The organism is Salicibibacter cibarius (assembly GCF_016495725.1).
Taxonomy (GTDB): domain Bacteria; phylum Bacillota; class Bacilli; order Bacillales; family Marinococcaceae; genus Salicibibacter; species Salicibibacter cibarius.
Genome location: NZ_CP054705.1, coordinates 419,050 through 441,899, shown reverse-complemented (window position 1 = coordinate 441,899; position 22,850 = coordinate 419,050). Strand labels below are relative to the sequence as shown.

The following is a 22,850-nucleotide window of genomic DNA, read 5'->3' as shown; positions in this document are numbered from 1 at the left end:
ATCGTGGTCAGTGCATACATCAAAATGGTGATGCCCATCCCAATCAATGCAACGGTTATCATGGTCGGGGATGATAGCCACACCCCGACCTAGAAAACCATAAATGGAAAGCCATAGACAAACACCCATAACCCTTTGCTTTTGATCATGGCATGACGCCTTTCAAACGTTTTGTCTCTAGCCGATACGCTGCACATTGCCGTTAAAGGTTTGACCCCAATAACCATATTCCAAAGATTCATAGGCAACACCGGTACTGGACTGCGCCCCGATGAATTGCCCATCACCGGCGTAGATACCGACATGGCCGTTGTATTTGTACGTGTTGAAAAACACCATGTCCCCGGGCTGCATGTCGTCCGGATCAACCGACTGCCCTTCTTCATAAAGCGTATCCGTCGTCACTGATCCAAGGGAGCCAAGTTGCACCCCCATTTCTTCAAACGCCCAATGGACAAACGAGGAACAATCGAAAATACCGGCCGCCTGTTCCACTTCATTTCGTCCACCGCCAAAGTCATACTCGGAGTTGCCGATCCATTGTTCACCAACCTCGACAACATCCGGAATGTCCCCGGCAACGGCTTCAACACCACCGTCACCGTCCGTATACGTATCCATATATCCCATCACATCATCCACGTACCAATCCGCGCCGTTATACGCAAATACGGCTTCTTCCACGTTCCCATCGGCTGCCCCATTTGCAGCTAAATAGTTCGCGGCTGAATGAACGGCATCCTCGATGTCGTAAGGATCAGCCTCCCCGTTGCCACTGCCATCCACGGCAAAACCGCCATATTCGTCGATCGCATCTAAATCCGTAAGTTCATCCTCGGGAATGTCCCCGGCGCCTAAACCAGAACATGACGGGTGATCCCATCCGACCCAAGTACAAGGCATAAATTGCATGTGACCTTCTGCTCCCGCGTAACTGACCAACCCCGCCTCATCGTCCATCGTTGAAAACACCGTTTCCACGCGATGAATCGCCGCCAGTAGGGGCGCTGGTACATCATATGCCTCGCCGGCTTCTTCATAGATGGGAATGTATTCCGAGGGTACTTCATCTTCGGCCACATTCCCAACCGATTCAACATCATCTGCTTGTTGTTGGTCATATTGGCCAGCGAGCGAAAGAATGGCCACAAACACCATGCCGATCAAGCCACTCACAGCCACAAGCAAGCCTAACACCACAAGCCCTTTCCATTTCTTCGGAATTAAGGAAAAAAGGAAAATAAGAAAGGCGATGAGCGAAGAAACGGACATGTTAAGCCCCTCCCCCGAACAACGCCAATTCCTCGTCTGAGGCTTCCACGGAAAAGCGTAGGTTTTTAACGGCTTGAATGTTTAAAACCACGTCCCCGGTTTGTAAATATGGGATTTGCGTAACCTCACTTTCGGATAACTGCCCGGCAAAAATGGTTTGCAACATGTCTAAGTTATTGCTGTCTTGCTGCATGATCCACTTGTACTGCGTGAGTTCAAAGAGCGTTTTAATTTCCTCGACCAAGGTTTGATCAGAGCCTTCCGGCACAAAATCCCGGATCGTGTGCGACGCATACGTGAACCCAGCAAAATACTTGCGGGCTTCCCGTACAAATTTTGTGAGAAACTCTAAAGCATGGCCACTGCCTTTTTTCGTATTAATGATATGGTGCGCCTCATCCATGAGGATGAGAAATTTCTCGGCATCTTCTTTCTTCAATTCCCCTCGGTTATAGGCTTCAAATTGTGGCGCGCCGTTGGTCAGCATCGCATCCCACAACAAGTTCAACACGTTAAACAACTGCGCTTGAAAGATTTCGATGCGCATCTGACTTAAGCCCCGTAACTGAAAGATAACGACGTGTTCGTCTTGAAAATCGGCAACGCTGGATACCCCATTAAACAAATGGGCGTACGTTTCAACAAGGTTTTGGATGTTCAACTCAATCGTTTCCAGCCGGCGTTTGCGCTCCGGACTGAGGTTGTCGCGCTGCTTGCTTGTGGCTACATCGGCGTAAAGTTCCTCACGAATAAAGGCCAAAAAATCCGAGAAAATTGGGTAGGCTTCCACCGGTTGCCCCGTAAGGTTGGTATCCCCTTCATCGTTCCATAACTCTAAAGAGATATACAATTTCCGAAGCATATTTTCATATTCTTTCAGTTCATTATCGGAGGCTTCCGGGGCTAGAAACCGGTAGAACGTCGTCAGTTTTGATAAGTGCTGCGTAAACGATGTGAAATCGTCTTTGGCCGTCCGGTATACTTGCAAGGGATTAATGATGCCATCCGTGCCGTCCAAGGCAATTTGTTTGCCGCCGACCGCCTCGGTGAGGGGTAAAAACTCACCAACGACATCAAAGGCACGAATTTTATGCCCTTTAATGGCATTATCGAGCATGATTTTTTTCAAGAGCGTGGACTTCCCTGCCCCCATCGCCCCGATCACCACAGAGCTATACGATTTTCGATCCTTATCACGGTGAAACAGATCAAACACAACGTTTCCGCCGGTCATCGTTGTGCCGTAAAAGGTGCCCGTGGGATCATGGAGTTGGGTGAAATGAAACGGAAAGCCACCGGCTAAAGATAACGCTGGCAGCCCCTTCCCTTTTCGACGGTTGCGGCGTTTCGCTTGTGCCGTATATGGTTCATGGAGCGCCTTCCACTCCATATCTTGCTCATTGAGAAAAACAGCGCCTCTGAAATTTTCCCCTTCAAGCGCCGTTAAGACGTCGTTCACTTTGTCTTCCAGTTCTTCTTTCGTTCGCGCATTGACGTAATGGCGAAGATGCACCCGTTTGATCACTTCGCCTTCTTCGTAGACGGAGGCATACAAGTCTTGAAGATCATCCAAGTTTTTATGAGCCTCTAAGATACTCACGCTTTCTTTTTCCGTCATCATGCGGGAACTTTGTTCATCGATCCCTTTATTTAAGCCTTCGCGCACCTTATGGCGATCTTCCGAGGTAACATCAATGGTCGTGATGACGTTTTCCATATTCACGATGGATTCCAACCAAAAATCCTTGGTATTTTTCGGATAGCTATACACGTGCACACACGTTTCGTAACCGTCCCCTTTGCGTATAAAACTTTCCTTAAAGCTGATGCCGCCTTGCGGTTGAATATTGGCGAGCAAGTACGGGTTATACCCTTTGCGTTCCGTCTCCGTGGCATCGGTGTCGTCTTTGCGTTTCCATGGCGAAAGCATCTGTAAAAGACTCATCGTTGTTACCCCCTCTGATGATCCAGTTTTGAGTTTTGATTGTTGAGTTTATAGGTCACATCCAATTTCTTCGTGTTTTCTAAGTCAGCGATCGGCAAGACCCGTTGCAGTTTTCGGCGCGTAAATTGGCAGCGCTCTGATAAATCTTTCATCGAATCGCCATACACATAAAGGTAAAATTCACGATTCGTGCGATGTTTTTCCAAAAATTCCAGTTCCACCTTTTTCTTTTGCAAAAAGCGTTCGATCAGTGGGGAGTTATTGGCATCGATTTTTTGCTGGATATGCGCCAGTTGCGGCGTCATGTTCACCGGGAAATTGAGCGAGACGATCTTAATATCTGCCTCATACGCGCGTAAATATTGCGTGAGTGCCAAAATGTCCATCTCGGCTTCGGCCTCACTCTGGGCATACACATCCTTTGTGGTGAGTTGAAAGACATCCATATACCCTTGGCCGTCTTGGAGTTCAATCGCGCCGTCGTCGGTCATGTCTCGAATCGGGATAATGTCGGCAATGCGATCCGGCGCTCGTTCTCGTTTTTCCTTCGGTTGCGAGCGCTCGCCAAGGCGCAGCCGTCGTTTTGGTTTTTTATGCTCATCAAAGAGGGCGTCTTGCCCTACCATGTCTTCATACATCATGCATCTTCCTCCTTCGTCGCTACTTCGTGCGGATCATGCGCGTGATAAGTGGAACGGTCGCGGCTGATCATCATCCATACCGCCTGTATCATGCGCATATGCGGATTCGTTTTCGGGCGGTACAACCAAAAGCCGTATAGAGCGACCATAAAGATCACAAAGGGAATGGTCAGTGACGGATGAATGAGCGCGTGAAGGATAAAGCCCATCACGAGCATGCCGATCAAGACAAGTAAATCGATCAAATAAAACCATTTGTTTAGTTTTAACTCTGCCGTAATTTCAGTCGGAATTTTGTAGTGCATCCCACAGCCCCTTTCTAAAACAAAAAGCACAGGTTTCAAGAAAAGATGAAACCTGCGCTTATTGCTTTAATGTTTATTTTTCCTTTTCTGCTTCCAGTTCGATGTGGTGTTTTTGCCAAGCTGATAACTTCGTTTGCTCGTTTGCACATAAGGATTTTTGTTAAACCGACGTGAAGCCCCGTCACGCATGTATTGCCCAACGGTTCGCGTTTCCCCGGCAGCCGACCGGTTCGGCATGGGAATATCCCTCGTTGTGGGCGGTTCATGGCCGTTTTGATCAGCTTGCATTTGTTGGTTCAGTGTGGCCGGTCGCTGATTGCCACCGCCGCCTTTTCGGGCGTCTTCACGCATCTCGGCTTGGAGCGATGGCGTTTTACCGCCATGGGTCGGCGCTGGTGCTGGCCGGTTCCCCTTGGCGCCTGTTGGTTGCGGTTGCTGCTGCGTATCTTGATAGGCACCGGCGTTGGCGTTCGCGGTGGAGCCTTCGCCTTCCCCACCGGAGGCTTGGGCGTTTGTCGGTGATCCTGCCCCCGGTGTGCCTTGTGCCGGTCGGCGTTGTTGTGATGGTGCGCCCTGCTGGCCGCCGCCTCCACCGGGTTTCTGACCGCCACCGGATTGGCCGGGTGTTGATCCGGCTTGCGTCGGTGATCCTTGGTTTCCTGCGGCACCATTGTTTGGCGTTCCTTTGTTGCCACCGGCTAAACCGTTAATGCCACCGGCGGTGGCTGCCGCCGTACTCACGCCACCCGTCGTAGCACCCTTCACGCCCTTACTGGCCATGTTCGCGGCGCCTTTAACCGCAGGTTTGGCGGCTTTACCGGCAAAGTAGGAACCGGCAGCGACCGTCCAAGCATTCCGTAACCCGGCATCAATGCCAAAGAGTTTTTGCACGATGTTTGGCCCGTCAATGACCGCAAGGCTGCCGGCGATCATCGCAATGAGATAACCAAACCCACTCATTTCGGTTGCGATATACTCCGTGTAGTACATATACATGCGTAAACTCAAAAACACCATAATGATGGAAACGAAAATGCTGCCGATGTTTTTGAGGATTTCTTTCAAGCGTTGCCCGGTGCTAATATCCGCATAGGCCATGATCAGCGCAACGACTTTGTTAAAGGCGAGTTCAAAGCATAGTTTGGCTATTTTTATGGAGACGAGAATCATGGTGACGGCCATCACGCCGAGCGTAATCAAAGCCGTTCCCCAATTTACGTCCCAACGGTAATAGTTCTCCGGGAAAAAGTCGAACCAGCCGTCATCGCCAATATCGACCAACCCTTCGTCGCCATTCGATTCAATGCCGATTTTGTTTGATAATACTTCTTGACCTGTTTGGGAAAGTTCTTCTCCATCGGCTCTTTCAAAGTCCTCCGTGATCTCCTCGTTAACATCTATTTGATCGATGTTTTCCGGGTCAACATGGTGCCGCGTTTCTACATTCGGGCTTTGCCAGCCGGTTTCGTCGTAAATGGCGATATCGGTGATATGGTCATGGACAATTTGATCGGCCATGTCAAACGCATCGTCCCCGACGGAGGCGACTTCCACCGCATCATCGGTGAAACTGCTGGCCTGATCCATCCCCCACGTGAGAAGGGTCACTGTCATGACTGAAATGAAAATGTTGATTGGGATTTGTGAGCGTTGCTGGCCGCGTTGAAACATCAACTGATAGGCAATCAGGCCAAGCGCAAGGGCAAGCAGGATATACAAAATGGGTTGAATCGTTTCGAGAAATGCAAGCACCGGTTCGGTCTGAAAAAAGTCCAAGAGCACAAGAACCCCATCAATGACGCCTTCCATCCCTCTCACAATCGCCCGAAAACCTAAAAGAAGCCACCAGCCGATGAATCGGACAAGGTAGCTTATGATGTTGCCTGTATTAAGTTCATCTTCAAATTGGCGTAAGGTGTCCAGTAGTTCTTGTTCCTCCACCGTCCCCCTCCTCTCCTGCTGTCTGCTGTTAGTCATCCTCCATAAACATGTCACGGGTGACATCGATTCTTTCGTCGATGCTTTCAATAAGCGCGTCCACCGGCGCCTCATTTTGGCCGGGTTGCAGCGTCACGACAGCGTCTTGCAGAACGATCGTGATCACCTCGCCTTCTTCGATCTGACGCGGTAACGTTGGATGATGGTCATAATGTTTGGTTTCATCGGTTCCTCCTTGATTTAGCTGATAGCTTCTTGGTGGTTGTCTTTATGGGTTTCCTCATTATCTTCCCACGATTTAAGGTGCTGATCAATGGTTTTGCGGATCGCCGCATAGGTGTTTTTATCCACCTCGTCGGAATCGCCAAGCATGCGGAGCGTTTGGAGAAAGTCGCCCAAAGGCATCGTTTGCATCGTCGTTTCATCCGCATCCAATGACGGCGCGATCCGATCCATGACCATCATCCATAACGAACCCGTCAACACCTCAGAAACGGGGGTTTGTTTCCACTCATCTTCTTCCTTTGCTTCATCCTCTTGCGGCGGTTGTGCCTTCGTTTCTTGGGTTTCATTGACTTCTTTTGTATCGCTATTTGCCTTCATCGTTGGCGTCATCCCTTTGTCACTAAGGATGAAGGAAAATTGGATGACAAGATCGGCTAATCGGATGTGTCGATGCGGCGTGTCCACCTCGACATCCGTGATTGATCGATCGGCATCCAGTTTTAAATACTGATAGGCAAAGGGCATGCCTTTGTTATAAATCGGAAACGGACGGACCTTGTGCTTGCCGTCTTGCGTTTCACGCTTCATGCTTCGGGAAACGACCGTGCTCCCTTTCTTCAATTCCATCAGTTCATTGGCGTCTAACAGTTTGCGCCCTTCCGTGTTATCGGTTTTTGCTTTTTTCAAGGAAAACGGTGTGCCTGACCGTGTTTCCACTTCGCGTGTTTCCTCTCCGATTTTTTCGGAAAAGTGCTTCGCCGTGTCCACGTCTGCGGTCATAATGTAGATGTGATTGCCACAATTCCCCCGGATGGTGTTTTGGTCATCCTCCCCGTATTTTTCTTTGAGTTGCGCATAACTTTGCACGACAAGATGAAAGCGAATGTTTCGCCCGAGGGATACCGTCATTTTTGAGCCCATGCCGGAGATCGCCGGCATCTGCCCAAATTCATCGAGCATAAAGATGACTTGACGCTGACATGCTTGCCCTTTTGCCATGGAGGCATGTTTCGCCAACGTGAAGTACAATTGATCCACAAACATGGATGGGAGCACATGCGTCGAGTCATCATAATCCGGGGTGATCATAAAGAGCGCCACCGGTCGATCGTAACTCACCACCTCCGTGATACTAACCGCCGGATGGTGTTCCTGTTCAAACGATGTTTCGCCGGTTTCCTCGTTGACGGTTTTTATGGTTGCCTCAATGCGTGTTTGTTCGGCTGCTTTTTTCGCTTTTTGGTCTTTGGTTAGCTTTTTGATTACTTTTTTCGAGAGAGGATCGGGATCATGTTCCACGATCAAGGCATCGTTTGCTTGGATCGTTCCTTGAACATGCACCACCCAATAGCCGCCCTCACCGGTTTGATTGGTTTCCTGCGCGCCGTCCGGAAGTGTCACCGTCACTTTGGCAAAGGGTGTGCCTTTCCCTTCAATGGACTGGCCAAACCCAACCTTTTTCAAATCAAGCGAGTTTTTCGCGGTCATTTTCGCTTGTTCACTCAACGTAAAGCGCCGAAGTTCCGCCATGGCGGTGGTAAAGATCCCCGAGCGTGTATTGCCTTTGGCAAAGTTGCTGGTGGCATACTGCATTTTCGCCACGCTATCTTGCGGAAGGGCTTGAAAGTATTGATCCAAGGCATTGACCGTGGCCTTCGGTACCGTCGGATGCGGCAACTCCTGCGATCCAAGTTCGGAGAGCATATTCGCGACGGTGTAAAGGGTGATTTTTTCTTCTTCATCATTTTGGATGCAGTCTTCGGTCACTGCCAAAATCATGGCGTTCACCAGTGACATCGCACTGTTTTGCCACATGGGGTCTTTCACATGCGGATTATAATAGAGCATGTGCGTGAGCGACTCACACAAGGTTTCCGCCACCGAATAATTGCCTTCTTCGTAGGCGTCTTTAATCAATTGCAAAGGGTTATAACTCATGCTTTGCATCGGATTCATCATATTGAGCGCCAACACGTCAAACCCGCGCTGTTCTAACGTCTCTTTGAAGCGAACAAAAAGTTCGCCCTTCATATCATTGATAATCATGCTTGGCTTTTCCTTTGCTCTGGAATAGGCGTCAATGGTGGGATCGACAAACAGTTGTCCTTTCCCGGATCGGGTCGTGCCGATCACCATGTTATGAACGGCTTCATCATCGATGAAAAGCGATTTTCCTTTGTGCGCAATCACGCCGCCGCCTTTGCCCGGATAGCTTTTTTCCTTCTCAGGAATTTTCTTGTACTGTTCGGCCACTTCCTGCTTGGTCGCAAACCGTTGCGAGCCTTTTTCATCCCGGCCAATGGAAGCGAAGTTGCTGGTGAGTTTATAGATCGTGATGCCGACGAGAATCAATCCAAACATGGACGTGAGGACATAAAACCAAGGGTATTCGCTAATCTGAAACGTGGTAAAATACGCCCATTCAACGGTCAGAGGTTCTTCGATCGCCGGAAATTGTTGCAGGAGCCTCAACGCCTCTTGCACAAGGTTTAATAAAAAGGTGCCGATCACCTGCACCACGAAAAATAAGCCGATACATAAAGGCATCAGCACAAATTTAGGGATGTTCAAATAAATAATTAGTCAATTATGGTAATATACACAAAAGTATCCTTTGTATATGTTTTAATGGTAGTAACAGCAACCAAAAATATAACAAAGGATACTGATACCATGATACAGAAATTATCTAACGGATTCAAAGAAATTATGATAGAAACGATCGACAAATTAAAAAGTTCCGATAAACGCATCGCTTTAGCCAAGATCGCCAAAACCTATGGAGATGGAGGACAAACAGCTGTAGCGGAAACATTTCATGTGAGTAGAGATACGATAAGAAAAGGAAGTTATGAGCTAGAATCAGGGTTTCCAATCACAGATGCTTTTCAAGCAAGGGGTAGAAAGAAAGTCGAAAAAGGCCATCTCCCTCACCTGTTAGAAGATATCCAAGCCATTGTAGATGGCCAAAGCCAAACCGACCCCAGTTTCAACACGACTCAACTGTATACAAGAATGACCATTCAAGAAGTCAGAGATCAACTCGTTCTCCAAAAAGGCTATCAAGATGCAGATTTGCCGACCAACCAGACGTTAAATACCAAACTCCATCAATTGGGCTACCACCTCAAGAAGGTGCAGAAAACAAAACCGGTCAAGAAAATCGAAGAAACCGATGCGATCTTTGAAAATCTCCACGCCACTCATGAAGCTTATCAAGGAGAAAGCAATGCGGTTCGTCTTTCCTTTGATACCAAGGATCGAGTGAAAATCGGACCGTTTTCGAGAGGTGGAAAAAGTAGAGTGCGTGTAGAGGCCGCAGATCATGATTTTGGTCAGACATTTTTATCACTATTTGGAATCCTGGATATGTCCAATGAGCATGTCGAACTCACTTTCACGGCATCGAAAGTGACAGCTGATTTAATCGCTGATCAAATCGAAGCCTATGTTCACAAGTTGCGTTCACAACAGGAGGTGGATACCCTCATCATAAACGCCGATAATGGTCCTGAAAATAACAGTCGTCGAACACAATTCATGAAAAGAATGATTGAGTTTGCGGCTACCTACGACATCAAAGTCATCTTAGCCTATTACCCGCCCTATCACAGTAAATACAACCCAATTGAAAGGGTGTGGGCAGTGCTTGAGCAACATTGGAACGGGGCCCTTTTGAACACACAAGAGATGGTTTTAGGATTCGCTGAGAGTATGACTTGGAAAAAGAAGCACCCTTCTGTCACCCTTGAAGAAAACACCTATGAGACAGGGAAAAAAGTTGAAAAGAACGTAATGGATCAATATGAAAAGATGATTGATCGAGCCAAAGGGATCGGGAAATGGTTTGTGGAGATCCACCCTCATCAGTGTAAGGCAGCGTTATATATGGGCTTAAAGACACAGTGAATAAAATTGGGGGAAAGGGGAGGTGTATGTCCACACGTTAATATTCGTTCTGTAAGCCTAAATATCAATAAATTTGACACGATGAGTGGGGTGTGAATGACAATAAATCCCTCATCATTCGGCCTCGCCCCATTATTGGCTTGTTATTTTTCTTAAATTCCCTTATTGGCTAAAAGGGCTTTCATTATACGTTCAACCCTCCTTTTTTTTAGAGCTCATCCTGATAGGCAAGCATTTGCTGGATGCCCGCCCAACCGGTGAAAAGGATGGCTTGCACGACCGTTTCATTGGTTTCCGTTCCGAGCGACGCCAACCAATGATCCCGCGCCGGATGATCCGTGGCCAGTTGGTTCAACATTTTCTTGACGCGATGGCCTTGCTCAAAGACCATATATTTCCATAAGGCCATGACGTGATCGATTATGCCGGTTTTCGGTTGTTTCACATGGGCTTCGGCACTGATCAAAACGATTGCTGTCCCAAGCGACTGCGCCGCATTCGTCCAAAGTTTATCTTTGGTTTGTGATTCATGATGCCAAAGGTGCGCAATGGTATTACTGATCACTTCTGGGTACTGATGGTTTTGACTATAACGCACCAATTCGTCTAAAAACTTGCAGCTGAGTTCATATCGTTCTTGGCCGGTTAATGCAATGGTTGAACACCTCCGATGGCTCATCCTTTCGCTCCTTTCTATAAGTCGTCCCTTTGGGCTTCCATATCTGCGATTTCGTCTTCCCATTCGTCGATTTGGTCATCGTCCGGCTCATCCGCATCGGCTTCTTCATCGATTTGTGTCTTGCGCTCCTCAATATCAGCCGTTAATGTTTCATACGTCTGAATGTGATCATTCAGGCTTTCGCTGCTCATCTCACTCGCGATTTGTTTGGCTTCGTCGACATTGCCGGTTTTCATGTAAGCATAGCCCAATTTTTCCTGTCGTTCCGTGTTCATCGGTACGTCCTCAACCGCCACTACATCGTCATAACGTGCGTCTTCATAGGCCAATTCAAAATGGCCAATGGCGGTTTCATGGTCGTCTTGAAAGTCTGTGAGTGCTTCGATGCCTTGTTGGTCAAAGATGGCATTCGCGATCGCCTCTGCCGATTGACCCGTCCGTTCCATGGCTTCCCCGTAAGCGCCTTGCCCAATGAGTAAATGGGTTAGCACGGCGGTTTCTTGATCACTGCGATACGATTTTTCTTGGAGCACATTGATCGCTGTGTCTGGATCACCAGCCATAGCTTCGGCATAAAGCTCATTCATCTGTTGTTCTTCCTCATAGGATGCGTGCATGGCGGCGATCGCGTTCGATTGTTCGCTCACCACCGCCACCATGCCGATGGCAAAGACCATAACCAAAAGCGTGATCCCTGCAGCCGCGCTACCCATGATCCGCGCTTTCAGACTCAACCGGCTCCACCATGTTTGATTCGCTTCATCTTGACGACGCAAGTGGTCGTTCACATCGATGTGGAGCGCGGCCGGTGCCTCTTGCGTCAGTTGATGGAGCAACCGATCCCGTTGCTGACGATCTTCATCCCCACGCATGCGCCGTTCAATCAACCGGTAACACATATGCTCATAAAGGTTCGCCGCGTACGACGAACCGATATGATAGGTTCCGGTATACAGTTTTTGACCTTCCCCGTCATGAACCATAAAATCCAACGCCACCGGCGATTTGTTTTGCTTTTTCCACCGTTGATCGATGTCATGGGTCCGTTGCACAGCGTCCGTCAAGGAAAGAGATTGAAAGGCTGGAATCTCGTCCTCCAAGGGTGTCGTAAATAATACCTGCATCGCTTGCGCCCTCCTTGTTTAAAATGTGATGGTGCTTTCGATCCACTGACTAAAGGCCAGTGCGCCCAGGAGCATGACCAAACCACCAGCGGCGCCAACAAACCAGCCAACCGACATCATGCGTCCACGAGCACCTCCGGCCATAAGGAAATAAGAGCCCACCCCAATCGCGATCGCTGCCACGACACCGCCTACGACTTGCATGCCCAATAAGATTGATTCACCCGTGTTTTGTATGTTATCAATGGCTGCCATAATAATCATCGATTCCACCCATTGAATCATTGTATTCATGCTTCTTCCACTCCTTTTAAGGTTGATGTGTGCGGCTGTTCATCGGTTTTCCTTTGGTCTGACGCTTTCTTCTCCGTCCGTTGTTCCGTTGTTTTTCCTTCTTGCGTGTCTTGATAGTGCATTAACCCTTCCATGATCAAATCTTGATGATCACTGATAAAAGCCTGATGTTGGGCATGAAGCCATTCATTGTACGTTTCACCCTTGACGCTTAATAGCGTTTGGACTAATTCTTTTGATTGCTTCACGTCGCGTTGCGATGCCATACATCATCTTCCTTTCCTAATGTGTTTCCGACATGAAAAAAGAAGCGCCTTGCGCTTCGTGTGTGATTGCCCTGCATCACCCCCTTTATGGCATTAAAAAAGAGAACAGTTTAATGAACTGTTCTCCTTATTAGGACATGAATGTATGCTGTTTGTTGCTTGTATCCTTAATGAAAATGATCAATGATTATTCAAATGAACGATCAAAATTTTGTATTTCTAAAGATAATTCTTCTTCACTATCATAATTGGCTTCCCTGACCGAAATCCTTTCTTCTAAGTTTCCATTTTCAAAATAACTTAATGAATCAAGAACACTTGGCCCATCAATGCCAATATCCTCTAACAAAAGATCATTATCAAGCATCTGATCTGATTTTGCATTTATTTCTTTAACAGGAATGTTATCAATATTCTCGCCAACAATATTTACGGCATCTTGGTATTCTTCCTCGTCCTCAGTATTTGTCGTTAAGACAAAAGCTTCCTCATTTTCTTTCAAATACTCCTCCATCTCTTGCGGTGACAAAGATTCCACCCCTGCACTCTCACCACATCCTGTTAGTAACAAGGAAAAACTAATCACTCCTCCGAAAAGGAAACTTTTGTTGTTTTTCATACTATCCCTCCTGACAAAAATGTTAATGCCTAGTTATTGAACTAATACCCTTCCGAAAGATGAGTTAGGGAGATGCTACAACATCAACGAACGATTTTCAATGATTAAAAGATAAATGTATTTCCTTTATTATAAAGATTTATTCTTTGATCTGTCTAAAGAATTTCAGATGTTTACATTGTTACGTTTGTACATATTGTTCACATTCAGCATTCAAATGCATCTCTTCGATAATATGATCTTTTCGCCGTTTGACAGCTGCAACCGATAGATGATGCTCCCTAGAAATTCTCCGCAATGTTTTTCCATTTAATAATTCATCTAAAATGATTTGATCTTTGATATCTGTTATTCCTGCAGAATGGCGCTGGATAAATGAAACTTTACGTTGCAAGTTTTTCGTGTTTTTATCATAACGGTCAATCCTTAACATTTCATTATATACAGGGTCAGACGGAGTGCTGTCAGATGATGGCAGGGTTGCTTCTATGCCATATTTTGATACCATCGCTTGACTAGCACCAGTCATTTCTTGACGTTTTGTGACAAGGACGTTAATCATCCATTTATAATTCATAAGAGCTTCATGAATCTCCATTTTATTCATGATATATCCTCCATTCTGATGCAGTTATGGGCAGACATTTATTCCTCGACATAAGAACTTGAATCTATACTTACGGACTTATATTTACCATTTAAATAATGGATGAACAAATACAACCCCTGGACTAACTCCGTTGAAGAGGCCCCTTTTTCTAGGTCCTCAAGGGGGATAATTGCCTTTTCTGTCTCATAGTAGCTCATTAACATACCAAAACATTGATATTGATTCATACGACATTCCTTTCATGCTTACCGTCGATATCAATGAAACGCCCACATTCTTTCATAAAGCCCAGATGAATCGTTCCTGTTGGTCCATTTCTTTGTTTCGAAACATCCACTTCTACTTGGTTTGGATGCTTGGATTCTTGGTCATAGTATTCCTCGCGATATAAAAAGGCAATTATATCCGCATCTTGCTCGATATTTCCAGAGTCTCTAAGGTCAGCCATCACGGGGCGTTTATTATGACGGTTTTCAACATTTCTTGATAGTTGAGATAAAACAACAATAGGAATATTGAGATCCGTAGCCAGTCGCTTAAGTTCACGAGTAATGGCGCCTACTTCCAAATCTTTACGCTCATAACGTCCGGAACCTTGGATCATCTGTAAATAATCGATCACGATGAGTAAGTCATCATCTGGGTTTTCTCTTGCCGTCTGGCGGGAAATGGAACAAATATCATTGATCAACGATGTATTCTCGTACATATCTAACTTCCAATCTAGTAACGTGGCGATTGAAGTCGTTGCCCGATCATAGTCTTCTTCACTAAAAAATCGAGAGGGAAATTTCCATTTTTGACCATCGATTTGGGCATCCGCCGAAATCATCCGGTGTAATAGCTGCTTGGACCCCATCTCCAGGCTAAATAAAAGACATCTGCCTTCGTTTTTACAATGGCTAGATCCAATGTTTAATGCAAAGGCGGTTTTCCCCATGGAGGGACGAGCAGCGACAACAATCAATTCTTTCCGTTGTAACCCGCCGGTCATTTGATCAAAAGATTCATATTCTGTCTTGTAACTGTTCTGATTTTCTTTCTGTGTACCACTAATATCATCAGAGATCTCATACAACCATTCCTTTAACGTTTTCTCTTGGTTGATCTCTCCCAAACGTTGAAGATCCGTTAATTCCTGAAATAATCGCTGAAAAGCTGAATCTTTCGGATTTTCCACGTATCGAATCGCTGCTTTACGGCTTTCTCTGAGCCGGTAAGCTTCTACTATTTTACGTTCATGATGGTTAAACGTAGCAGTCGTTGCGACTGAACCTGCTAGCTGCGTCAGGTATTGAATCCCACCGATTTGATTTGTGGATTCTCCTAATGCTGTTGTAACGGCGGCTAATTCAGGTTCTGCTCCTTCCTCTGCGACCGTTCTCATGGCTTTAAAAATCAGGCAATGATCAACCTTTGCGAAATTGGAGGGTTGGAGCACCGACTCATGTATCAATGTAGGGTCAATAAGAATCGACCCTAATACCGCATGCTCGGACTCTATACAGTCAATCATTCTTATCACTCGCTTTCTCTGCCAATACCTTTTTAAGATCGATAGCGAATTGATTTTTACGTTCTTGAGAAACTTTTGCCGCCTCCAATTCCCATTCCCGCCATTTCTCAAGGCTTTCATTTTTTTGAGCAGGGTACGAAGCAATTTCAGCGATCGTAGGTGGAAAGGGATTTTTTGTTACATGACGCTCAACATTGGCCATAACGCCTTCATAATCCATTTTAAGAAGGGCAGGCATGATTATTTTGATTTTCTTTTCGCTAAGTTCGAATCGGGGGTACACAGCCGCAATCGATTCCAAAATATCTATAGCCAGATTGTACTCCATGGATTTACTCCCTCTTTTCTCGCATTCGTTGAAGTGCTTCTAATCGCTGATCTTTATGCTTTGGAAAAGGAATGGTCTTTGATGTTTGGCTTGGCTGTCGTTCGTATGCCTTGATATCATCGATCGTTTTTATGCCTTGTTGGGCCCAATTCCTGAGAATGCTTTCGATGTAAGCAAAGGATCGAGCATTTTGCTTTATACTTCTTTTCATTGCAGCAACGACAACTTCTGAGGAGAAAAAAGTACACCAATCGCTGATGGATTCGGTGATCATCGGCCGCATCACTCCAAAGTTTTCTTGATAGACAACATATGGATCTTCTGTGCGCGTCTCCTCTTCATCTTCCTCTCCTTCATGACCATTTCGTTTCTGTTTAGGTATGGTCAAGTTCTGATCAGATGTTAAGTCAAGCGTTTGGTCGGGATTTGAGTCAAGTATATGGTAAGAACTTAAGTCATCTGAGTTGACTAATGAAATCATTTTATAAACAGGAGCTTGATTTCTTTTACCTTTTTGATACTCGATCAAGTTATTATTGATCAGTACCTTTCGAGCATCAACCAGCCCTTGCTTTGAAAGTCCGGTCAATCGTTCTACTGTGGAATTTGGCGCATTGAATCGTTCTTTCCAGCCGGTCATATTGTTTATGGACATCAGTGTGTGCCATAAAGCAATTGCACTGGTGGGTAGATCGTTCATAAGCAGCCAATCCCTAAAGGCGTTAAGCTCCTTCATATAGTTCATGTCATCACCTACTTACGTTTACATGGCCGTCATGCCTTCGATTTTGTTTAACCTAGGCTCCTCCCATTGCGAACCCGTGAAGGATACTATACAATGGAAATATAATCTTGTTAATTAACCCCTTTTCAATCCGTTTGAGCACCCCACTCAAACGGATGTATTTTTTTATTGTTCGTTAATCTTGTTCCCCACCTCATTCATATATGGAAGAAACGGCTCCATATTTAGCCTCCTCATACACACTGATTAGATCCTTCAACTCCTTGACGTTGATCGCTACTGTTCCACTATCGTCCACCATGTCAACGTCCTCTTTGAGTTCTTGAAGCTGGCGTCGATGCATGTTTTCACCCCCATATCGTTGTAATAATCATTGTCGTGATAATCGAGCAATAGAACAGATGTAGAATCATCCTGTCCTTCACACCATCACCTTCTCCTGCTCCATTTGGCTCATTGTCGGCATAACCACCTGATCTGCGACGCACCTACGGGTCCACATTTGATTGATTTCTTTAATATCCAGACCGATGTCACGTTTTGCGGCGTACATCATGCTTTTTACAGCTGGCATAAGGTCGAACAAATCGCTGATCCTCTTCTTTAATACATCATCGATTTCTAAATCTCTGCCAGGCCTACGTTTATTGTTGACCCTTTCAATGTGATCGAGTGATTCAATGGCTGTCAGCATTTGCTGACGCATGTTACCAATTGAATCTGATAGACGCGCGCTCAATTCAGGATGTACGGGCGGAACTGCAAAAAGATGGAGTTGATACATATGAGCGATGATGTCTTGACCTTCTTCCCATCCAGTAATCTCACACCATTTAAAAGCAGTCTCGATTCGTGGCTCTACTTCCCCGCGTTCGATTTTTGAGATTTGCTTTTGATCCAAATGTAACTCTTTTCCTAATGAACTTTGCGATTCAATGCTAGAGTCTCGGCTATTTATTCTAAAGTATCGCAACCACTCCCCGAGATTTGATTTACGATAGTACGTATTCACCTTATTTTGTCCTCCTTTAGACGCGATATATTGGTAGATTATAGATAGTCATTATGGGATGAGCTCATAGTTATTCTCGATCCATTGATATAGGCGGTCGCGTGGGATATAAATTCGACTCTTTTCACCCTCAGCACGTGTGGACGGAAAACCTTCGACATAGTTAGCGAGTTCTCTTACTCGGTTTTCAGAAACTCTGAGAATCTCTGCGGCTTCTTTAACCGTGAGCCTGCGAGGATATGGATCATCATGAACAGTCAGTTTGTCCAGCTTTTCTTCTAATGGTTGAATGGCTTCCTGAACAGCTTTCTGGATGGTTTCTTCAATACTCATGCTCGCCCTCCTTTCAGTTGTTCAACACGTTCAAGAATGTCATGTTGCCACTTGTAATCGTCGGTCTCTGATGCGACATAAGACATGACATTTAATTTCTCGTATTCCCAGAAGAAATTATTGAAATACTGTTTGCTCTCGTTAAGTTCTACCAACTCTGCTTGAGTGAGGGTTCTTTTATCAGATTCCAGGACAAGAACAATTAACCGTTCGGCGACCGGGTTCATTTGATCACCTCCTTTTTATAATGACGCGATTATTTGTTTCGTATCGTTACATCCATCATCAAAAAAAATAGTCCACTGAAAATCAAGTGCTTCTCCTATTGCTTTGGAAGCTGTAACACTTGGATTTCTTGTCCCAGATTCAATCATTGTATAATATGCTCTGTGGATATTTGCTAATTCCGCAACTTTTTCCTGAGTGTAACCTTTTTGATCCCTAATATCTTTAAGCCATTTTCTCATTTCATCACCTCATGTGTCGATACGTTACATTAATAATAGTATCATTCCGTTACAATGTCAAGCTTTTCCACTAAAAAAGTTTCGATTTGATACAATACGTTTAAAGTAACTAATTGTTACATTAAAATAAGGAGGTGAAAAGGCGGTGTTTTTATCGTGTTAAAAGATAGATTAACGCAATTAAGAAAAGCAAATAAAAAAACCCAACAAGATATGGCCCCTATATTAGGGATCACTAGACCAGCATATACAGCATACGAACGAGGGACACGAAACCCTGATTATGATACGTTACGAAAAATTGCTGAATACTTCGATGTAACCACCGACTACCTACTCGGTCTCACCGACGACCCCAATACTCAATCGCTTCCTGCAGCTGATAACGAGGAAGAGAAAATTTTCTTTTCCGGGGGATACGAAAGTCTAACAGCAGAAGAAAAAGAGCATCTGGAAGAAGAATTACAGCGATTTCGGAAAATGAAAAAGCGGTGGGAGGAACTGTACAGAAAGGGAGATAAAGAAGAGTGAAATAGTCTTGTACGATCTTTACCCTTTCTGATTTTCTATTAAAGAAAAAAATGAATTAAATTTCTAAAATTTGGTTGACGTTTCTCTCCTCATCCTTTATTATACATTAAACCGAACATATGTTTTATAGGGGTGGGTAAAATGTTTCATTCAACCATTCGCCAGATCGTTAGTGAAGCCTACAAAAAAAGAAACATTTGCTCGTTGGATGATCTTTCATTAGAAACACTCAGCCGACGGTTCATGATTGATCTCGATTATTCTTATTCACAAACGTCATCCCTACAAGTTGGCCATTACAAACTAATATCCCTGGACAAGCGTATACCTTCTCATTATCAACGTTGGGATTTCTTCCATGAACTTGGTCATATTCTCCTTCATAATATTGACCAGAAAAAAGCGTTAAAGGGTGTATCATTTTTTATGGAATTGCAAGCATATAGATTTGCTTTACACGCTTCCATGCCCTACTTTCTGATCAAAAAAATTTGTGAAATAACACCGTACACATTATCCTATGTATTTAATATTCCCATCTTTTTTGCTGAAAGACGCATGGATCAGATTAAAGCACACATCACCATAAAAGGGGGGAAGATTATATGAGAGGTTCAGTATACAAAACTGCTAACGGATATGGCTTTAGGATTGATTACGGTAGAGATAAGCGTGGAAAAAGGAAACAGAAACGTTATTCTGGGTATAAAACAAAAAAGTTAGCTGAAAAAGCCATGTCCAATATCCTTAATGATGTGAATGAAGGTACCTATGTTCCACCACAAAACATTACATTTGTTGAGTTTCTTCAAAACTGGGTGAACGGACGCAAAAACTCTCTATCAAAAGGAACAGCTAAAACTTATCAGTATCTTGTCGATATGCACGTTTCAGAGTTTTTTCATAACATTAAGCTGACAGATCTAGAGGTTGAGGACTTCGACGATTTTTATAATCATTTGCTAAATGAAAAAGAGTTATCGCCCGCAACAATTCGAAAAATCCATCATTCCATCTGTAAGGCTGGATTGAACGAGGCTATAAGGAAAAAGCACCTCAAAGACAATCCATCAACTTTGGCAGATCTCCCTTCATTTGAGAAAACAAGGATTGAGATATGGGATGAGCAAGAAACACAAGAATTCTTAAAAAAAGCAAAAAAACATTATTCATATATAGCCTTCCACCTCGCTTTATCTACAGGCATGAGGCAGGGTGAAATATTGGCACTACAATGGAATCAGATTGATATGGAACGGAAAACGATATCTGTAGATAAGTCGTTACGCCGAAATATGGAAATCAGCACAACTAAAACAGATGCTGGTGCCCGTCTTGTTTCTATTCCAGATCAAACCGTAGACGAGTTACAAAGACATTGGAAATGGCAAAAAGAACAGCAATTAAAATTAGGAAAAGCTTATGAAAATAAGAATTTAGTTGTTTCCACAAAGTGGGGAACCCTCATTTCTCATCGAAATTTACTTAGAGCATATTATCAAATTAGAAAATCTTTAAACGTCAAACCCATTACATTCCATGAATTAAGGCACACACATGCAACACATTTACTAAAGTTAGGATTCCATCCCAAAATTGTTCAAGAAAGATTAGGTCACAACTCCATCCAAGTTACAATTGACACCTACTCGCACTTAATGCCAGGATTACAAGAAACAGCTGCACAAAAACTCGGAAACATGATATTTGATCCTCCCGATATTTCAAACCATGCAAACTATGAAAACTCTCGTAGATAGCAGCCAACGCGAACTCGACAATCCAAAGCAGTTTCACATACTGGTTTTCTTATTACGATCGCGCCCGTTAAGCACCTCGTTCTACATTCACATTAATCGCTTCATGACATCCATCAATTCATCGATCATTTCTTCCTTGTTACCTTCTTGGATGGCATTGGCGACACAGTGGTTTGTATGATCTTCCATCAAAGCAATACTCACCTTTTTCATGGCTGATTGAATCGCCGAGATTTGATGGAGAATATCCACGCAATACTTATCCTCATCAATCATCTTTTGCACCCCACGCACTTGACCTTCAATGCGTTTCAAACGATTGAGTAATTCTTGTTTGTTTGGCTGGACCGTTCTTTTTTCTTGCGCTGTCATATGTGTTACCTCCTTTCATTGGTTAAAGGGACCGTGCACTTACGCGCGCGATCCCTCCACTTGGCTTTAGGCTACATCATATCCCTGATCTTCAATCTCTTCTGTAATTTTTTCCAGATCTACTTTGTTCGGATCAAAGGTGACATCTACTTTTCCTTCACTCAAATGAACCTGCACATTATCTACGCCATTTAGGCTGCCGACATTACCTTCAATGGAGTTTACACAATGGCCACAAGACATCCCTTGTACGTTTAATGTCATTTCCTTCATGATTCTTTGCTCCTTTCGTGTACCTTGTATAGCTAAATAACTTTCGGCACGTGTTTGCAATTGCTTCTCCCAATTTCGTGTAGGATCTTGCATGATATCATTTATTCTAACGTCATTGCCTACACATATATCCCCTCCTTTAATTGGTTCCGAACAGATCGTGGGAGAAAGCGACGAATCTCCTCATCATGATAGCCGGCGAGCAACTGCTTATCATCCATAATAATCGGTCGTTTTAAAAGCGTTGGATGTTTACAAATGATGTGGAAGAGCGTATGCAAAGATAAATCTTCCATATCGATCGCCAATCTGGCAAAAGCTTTCGATTGTCTCGAAATCACATCATCGATGCCATTCTCCGTCAATGAAAAAATGTGTTTGACCTCATCGATGGTCAGTTTCGTTTTCGTGATATCTATTTCACGAAAGGGAAGCCGATGTTCTCGTAACCATTCCTTTGTTTTCCGGCATGACAAACAACTTGACGATGTATACACGGTAATCATGTGCTGATCCACTCCTAGTTTACGGTAAAATCACATCTTTTGAATCAACGATTTTATCTCAGATGCATTGCGTTCAAATCCAGTAAAGACTAGTGGTCTTTTCATTTTTCCCAGCAGTGACTTTTTGGTGAAAACAAAACCCGGTACAACTTTCGATCCGGTTTGTTTTTTTAAGGCATCTTCTTTCTCGGCTGCTTTGCTTACGTCATACTCCGTGTATAGCACATTTTGTTCGTCCAAGTACGCTTTACTTTCTTTGCAGTCGGAACAAAGTGGATGCGTATATAGCTCGAGTTCATACATACTAATCCTCCTCTCATTCCTCCACTTGAATGATAAATGCAAACGTGATAAGACCGTCATCTTCATACTTGAACTCTGCCCATACCTTATACAGCCCTGGGTGATCAATATGGGTTTCAAAAGTGGTTCCATTGTCCGAAGTCGGATGGACATGAATAAATGTCTCCGCGTCCTCATCAAGAATGACCACGTGTCCCAGGGCCCCCAAATAGGGTTCCGGATCTTCACCATGCAAATAAAAGTCTAGCGTCGTAGGACCGTTGGTGCTCAAACCTTCGGCTTCCAAGGTGGCCGTCTTCCCATCGATACCTTGAGTCCGATCTTCACTCGCTGAGAGGGAAACCAAGGGACTGGGCTGATCCTCTTCGCCTACCTGAAAGTCATTCGGTTGGACAACATTGTTTCGCTTCTTCGGAGCAATATCGACAAAAGCTTGGTAACTGCCACCCTCAAGTTCTTTCGACGCCACATAGACCCCGTTTTCCACGCGTTTCGGGTGGAGGTGAATGAAGGATTCCAGATCATTGGAGACGATGATCAAATGCATCTCTTTTTCGTGGTTTTTCCAATTCAGGTACTGTTCCGTACACATCCTCCAATTGAACGCGAACCTCACCATCGTTATAAAAAACGTTGGTATGGATTTCAGATTCTCCTTCCATGTTGTCATACTGATGATCCATTTATTCGCCCTCCTCGTTTTGTGCGGAAGAAGCTTCATGGCTTTCAATTCTTTCTTCACCACTTCCGTGATCTTCATGCATATCATTGCTCTCTAACGGATTCTCACCCGTGATGGCCGTGTAGCTGCCAATAACAACCGCCACATACAAGACCCCCACGAGCGCCCAGTGTTTTACTTTCATGTTCTTTCCTC

Annotated in this window: 32 protein-coding genes; 4 read left to right on the top strand and 28 right to left on the bottom strand. The window is 44.7% G+C overall.

Translation table 11 applies throughout. The features are described from left to right. Window positions 1-177 precede the first annotated feature (177 nt). The 7 genes from HUG15_RS23300 to HUG15_RS02335 form a co-directional block, all read right to left on the bottom strand. A complete protein-coding gene (locus HUG15_RS23300; RefSeq protein WP_281393588.1) occupies window positions 178-1,272 on the bottom strand; it encodes a C40 family peptidase in 1,095 nt (364 codons plus the stop codon). Window position 1,273: 1 nt separating this feature from the next. After that, window positions 1,274-3,202 (bottom strand): VirB4 family type IV secretion system protein, encoded by a 1,929-nt coding sequence (locus tag HUG15_RS02355; RefSeq protein ID WP_142091616.1) that lies wholly within the window; start codon window positions 3,200-3,202, stop codon window positions 1,274-1,276. Window positions 3,203-3,222: 20 nt separating this feature from the next. Beyond that, window positions 3,223-3,858: a hypothetical protein gene (locus HUG15_RS02350; protein ID WP_142090539.1), complete on the bottom strand. Its 636-nt coding sequence runs from the start codon at window positions 3,856-3,858 to the stop codon at window positions 3,223-3,225. Then, on the bottom strand, window positions 3,855-4,163 hold the full coding sequence (locus HUG15_RS02345; protein ID WP_142090538.1) for a DUF5592 family protein: 309 nt from the start codon (window positions 4,161-4,163) through the stop codon (window positions 3,855-3,857). The genes HUG15_RS02350 and HUG15_RS02345 overlap by 4 nt, the downstream gene beginning before the upstream one ends. Window positions 4,164-4,229: 66 nt before the next feature. Next, window positions 4,230-6,104 carry a pLS20_p028 family conjugation system transmembrane protein gene (locus HUG15_RS02340; protein ID WP_200126727.1) on the bottom strand — a complete coding sequence of 625 codons (1,875 nt, stop codon included), beginning with the start codon at window positions 6,102-6,104 and terminating at the stop codon, window positions 4,230-4,232. Window positions 6,105-6,132: 28 nt separating this feature from the next. After that, complete coding sequence (locus tag HUG15_RS23295; RefSeq protein ID WP_264371951.1) at window positions 6,133-6,267, bottom strand: hypothetical protein; 135 nt, start codon at window positions 6,265-6,267, stop codon at window positions 6,133-6,135. Window positions 6,268-6,341: 74 nt separating this feature from the next. Further along, complete coding sequence (locus tag HUG15_RS02335; protein WP_211202325.1) at window positions 6,342-8,837, bottom strand: VirD4-like conjugal transfer protein, CD1115 family; 2,496 nt, start codon at window positions 8,835-8,837, stop codon at window positions 6,342-6,344. A 162-nt stretch (window positions 8,838-8,999) separates the two neighbouring features. On the opposite strand from HUG15_RS02335, the gene HUG15_RS02330 reads away from it, so the two are divergent. After that, complete coding sequence (locus HUG15_RS02330) at window positions 9,000-10,235, top strand: ISAzo13 family transposase (RefSeq protein ID WP_200124195.1); 1,236 nt, start codon at window positions 9,000-9,002, stop codon at window positions 10,233-10,235. Window positions 10,236-10,443: 208 nt separating this feature from the next. On the opposite strand, the gene HUG15_RS02325 is transcribed toward HUG15_RS02330, so the two are convergent. The 14 genes from HUG15_RS02325 to HUG15_RS02260 all read right to left on the bottom strand — a co-directional run bounded on the left by HUG15_RS02325 (window position 10,444) and on the right by HUG15_RS02260 (window position 18,228). Beyond that, entirely contained in the window at window positions 10,444-10,914 is a 471-nt protein-coding gene (locus HUG15_RS02325; RefSeq protein WP_142090535.1) for a hypothetical protein, read from the bottom strand. 14 nt (window positions 10,915-10,928) lie between these two features. Beyond that, entirely contained in the window at window positions 10,929-12,038 is a 1,110-nt protein-coding gene (locus HUG15_RS02320; RefSeq protein ID WP_142090534.1) for a hypothetical protein, read from the bottom strand. Between the two features lie 18 nt (window positions 12,039-12,056). Continuing rightward, the gene (locus HUG15_RS02315) at window positions 12,057-12,332 is read right to left on the bottom strand and encodes a hypothetical protein (RefSeq protein WP_227002602.1); all 276 of its coding nucleotides are present in this window, start codon (window positions 12,330-12,332) and stop codon (window positions 12,057-12,059) included. Beyond that, window positions 12,329-12,598 (bottom strand): hypothetical protein, encoded by a 270-nt coding sequence (locus HUG15_RS02310; RefSeq protein ID WP_142090533.1) that lies wholly within the window; start codon window positions 12,596-12,598, stop codon window positions 12,329-12,331. The genes HUG15_RS02315 and HUG15_RS02310 overlap by 4 nt, the downstream gene beginning before the upstream one ends. Before the next feature lie 187 nt (window positions 12,599-12,785). After that, entirely contained in the window at window positions 12,786-13,217 is a 432-nt protein-coding gene (locus HUG15_RS02305) for a hypothetical protein (RefSeq protein ID WP_142090532.1), read from the bottom strand. A gap of 181 nt (window positions 13,218-13,398) precedes the next feature. Further along, window positions 13,399-13,824 (bottom strand): hypothetical protein, encoded by a 426-nt coding sequence (locus HUG15_RS02300; RefSeq protein WP_142090531.1) that lies wholly within the window; start codon window positions 13,822-13,824, stop codon window positions 13,399-13,401. A gap of 226 nt (window positions 13,825-14,050) precedes the next feature. Beyond that, window positions 14,051-15,343 (bottom strand): replicative DNA helicase, encoded by a 1,293-nt coding sequence (locus HUG15_RS02295; protein WP_200126724.1) that lies wholly within the window; start codon window positions 15,341-15,343, stop codon window positions 14,051-14,053. Then, window positions 15,336-15,671 (bottom strand): replicative helicase loader/inhibitor, encoded by a 336-nt coding sequence (locus tag HUG15_RS02290; protein ID WP_142090529.1) that lies wholly within the window; start codon window positions 15,669-15,671, stop codon window positions 15,336-15,338. The genes HUG15_RS02295 and HUG15_RS02290 overlap by 8 nt, the downstream gene beginning before the upstream one ends. 4 nt (window positions 15,672-15,675) lie before the next feature. Beyond that, entirely contained in the window at window positions 15,676-16,416 is a 741-nt protein-coding gene (locus tag HUG15_RS02285) for a DnaD domain-containing protein (protein ID WP_142090528.1), read from the bottom strand. Window positions 16,417-16,609: 193 nt separating this feature from the next. After that, window positions 16,610-16,759, bottom strand: coding sequence for a hypothetical protein (locus HUG15_RS02280; protein WP_160141766.1), 150 nt, complete (start codon window positions 16,757-16,759; stop codon window positions 16,610-16,612). 78 nt (window positions 16,760-16,837) lie between these two features. Beyond that, complete coding sequence (locus HUG15_RS02275; RefSeq protein ID WP_160141765.1) at window positions 16,838-17,428, bottom strand: helix-turn-helix domain-containing protein; 591 nt, start codon at window positions 17,426-17,428, stop codon at window positions 16,838-16,840. Window positions 17,429-17,479: 51 nt separating this feature from the next. Beyond that, window positions 17,480-17,761, bottom strand: a complete 282-nt coding sequence (locus HUG15_RS02270; RefSeq protein ID WP_142090526.1) for a helix-turn-helix domain-containing protein — start codon at window positions 17,759-17,761, stop codon at window positions 17,480-17,482. Next, on the bottom strand, window positions 17,758-17,988 hold the full coding sequence (locus tag HUG15_RS02265) for a DUF7667 family protein (RefSeq protein WP_142090525.1): 231 nt from the start codon (window positions 17,986-17,988) through the stop codon (window positions 17,758-17,760). The genes HUG15_RS02270 and HUG15_RS02265 overlap by 4 nt, the downstream gene beginning before the upstream one ends. Before the next feature lie 15 nt (window positions 17,989-18,003). Then, window positions 18,004-18,228: a helix-turn-helix transcriptional regulator gene (locus HUG15_RS02260; protein ID WP_142090524.1), complete on the bottom strand. Its 225-nt coding sequence runs from the start codon at window positions 18,226-18,228 to the stop codon at window positions 18,004-18,006. Window positions 18,229-18,384: 156 nt separating this feature from the next. On the opposite strand from HUG15_RS02260, the gene HUG15_RS02255 reads away from it, so the two are divergent. The 3 genes from HUG15_RS02255 to HUG15_RS02245 all read left to right on the top strand — a co-directional run bounded on the left by HUG15_RS02255 (window position 18,385) and on the right by HUG15_RS02245 (window position 20,519). Then, window positions 18,385-18,759, top strand: coding sequence for a helix-turn-helix domain-containing protein (locus HUG15_RS02255; protein ID WP_142090523.1), 375 nt, complete (start codon window positions 18,385-18,387; stop codon window positions 18,757-18,759). 141 nt (window positions 18,760-18,900) lie between these two features. Continuing rightward, the gene (locus HUG15_RS02250) at window positions 18,901-19,368 is read left to right on the top strand and encodes an ImmA/IrrE family metallo-endopeptidase (protein WP_142090522.1); all 468 of its coding nucleotides are present in this window, start codon (window positions 18,901-18,903) and stop codon (window positions 19,366-19,368) included. Beyond that, window positions 19,365-20,519 carry a site-specific integrase gene (locus HUG15_RS02245; RefSeq protein ID WP_142090521.1) on the top strand — a complete coding sequence of 385 codons (1,155 nt, stop codon included), beginning with the start codon at window positions 19,365-19,367 and terminating at the stop codon, window positions 20,517-20,519. The genes HUG15_RS02250 and HUG15_RS02245 overlap by 4 nt, the downstream gene beginning before the upstream one ends. Window positions 20,520-20,606: 87 nt before the next feature. Here the strand turns inward: HUG15_RS02245 and HUG15_RS02240 are convergent, their stop codons facing one another. From HUG15_RS02240 to HUG15_RS02210, 7 genes are all read right to left on the bottom strand, one after another. Continuing rightward, entirely contained in the window at window positions 20,607-20,891 is a 285-nt protein-coding gene (locus HUG15_RS02240) for a metal-sensitive transcriptional regulator (protein ID WP_142090520.1), read from the bottom strand. A 66-nt stretch (window positions 20,892-20,957) separates the two neighbouring features. After that, window positions 20,958-21,164, bottom strand: coding sequence for a copper chaperone CopZ (gene copZ / locus HUG15_RS02235; RefSeq protein WP_142090519.1), 207 nt, complete (start codon window positions 21,162-21,164; stop codon window positions 20,958-20,960). 119 nt (window positions 21,165-21,283) lie between these two features. Continuing rightward, entirely contained in the window at window positions 21,284-21,670 is a 387-nt protein-coding gene (gene spx / locus HUG15_RS02230; RefSeq protein WP_142090518.1) for a transcriptional regulator Spx, read from the bottom strand. Between the two features lie 30 nt (window positions 21,671-21,700). Next, a complete protein-coding gene (locus tag HUG15_RS02225; protein ID WP_142090517.1) occupies window positions 21,701-21,973 on the bottom strand; it encodes a glutaredoxin family protein in 273 nt (90 codons plus the stop codon). 13 nt (window positions 21,974-21,986) lie between these two features. Continuing rightward, a complete protein-coding gene (locus HUG15_RS02220; RefSeq protein WP_142090516.1) occupies window positions 21,987-22,514 on the bottom strand; it encodes a hypothetical protein in 528 nt (175 codons plus the stop codon). Then, window positions 22,495-22,656, bottom strand: coding sequence for a hypothetical protein (locus tag HUG15_RS02215; protein WP_160141764.1), 162 nt, complete (start codon window positions 22,654-22,656; stop codon window positions 22,495-22,497). The genes HUG15_RS02220 and HUG15_RS02215 overlap by 20 nt, the downstream gene beginning before the upstream one ends. Next, window positions 22,657-22,839, bottom strand: a complete 183-nt coding sequence (locus tag HUG15_RS02210) for a hypothetical protein (RefSeq protein ID WP_142090515.1) — start codon at window positions 22,837-22,839, stop codon at window positions 22,657-22,659. Between the last annotated feature and the right edge of the window lie 11 nt (window positions 22,840-22,850).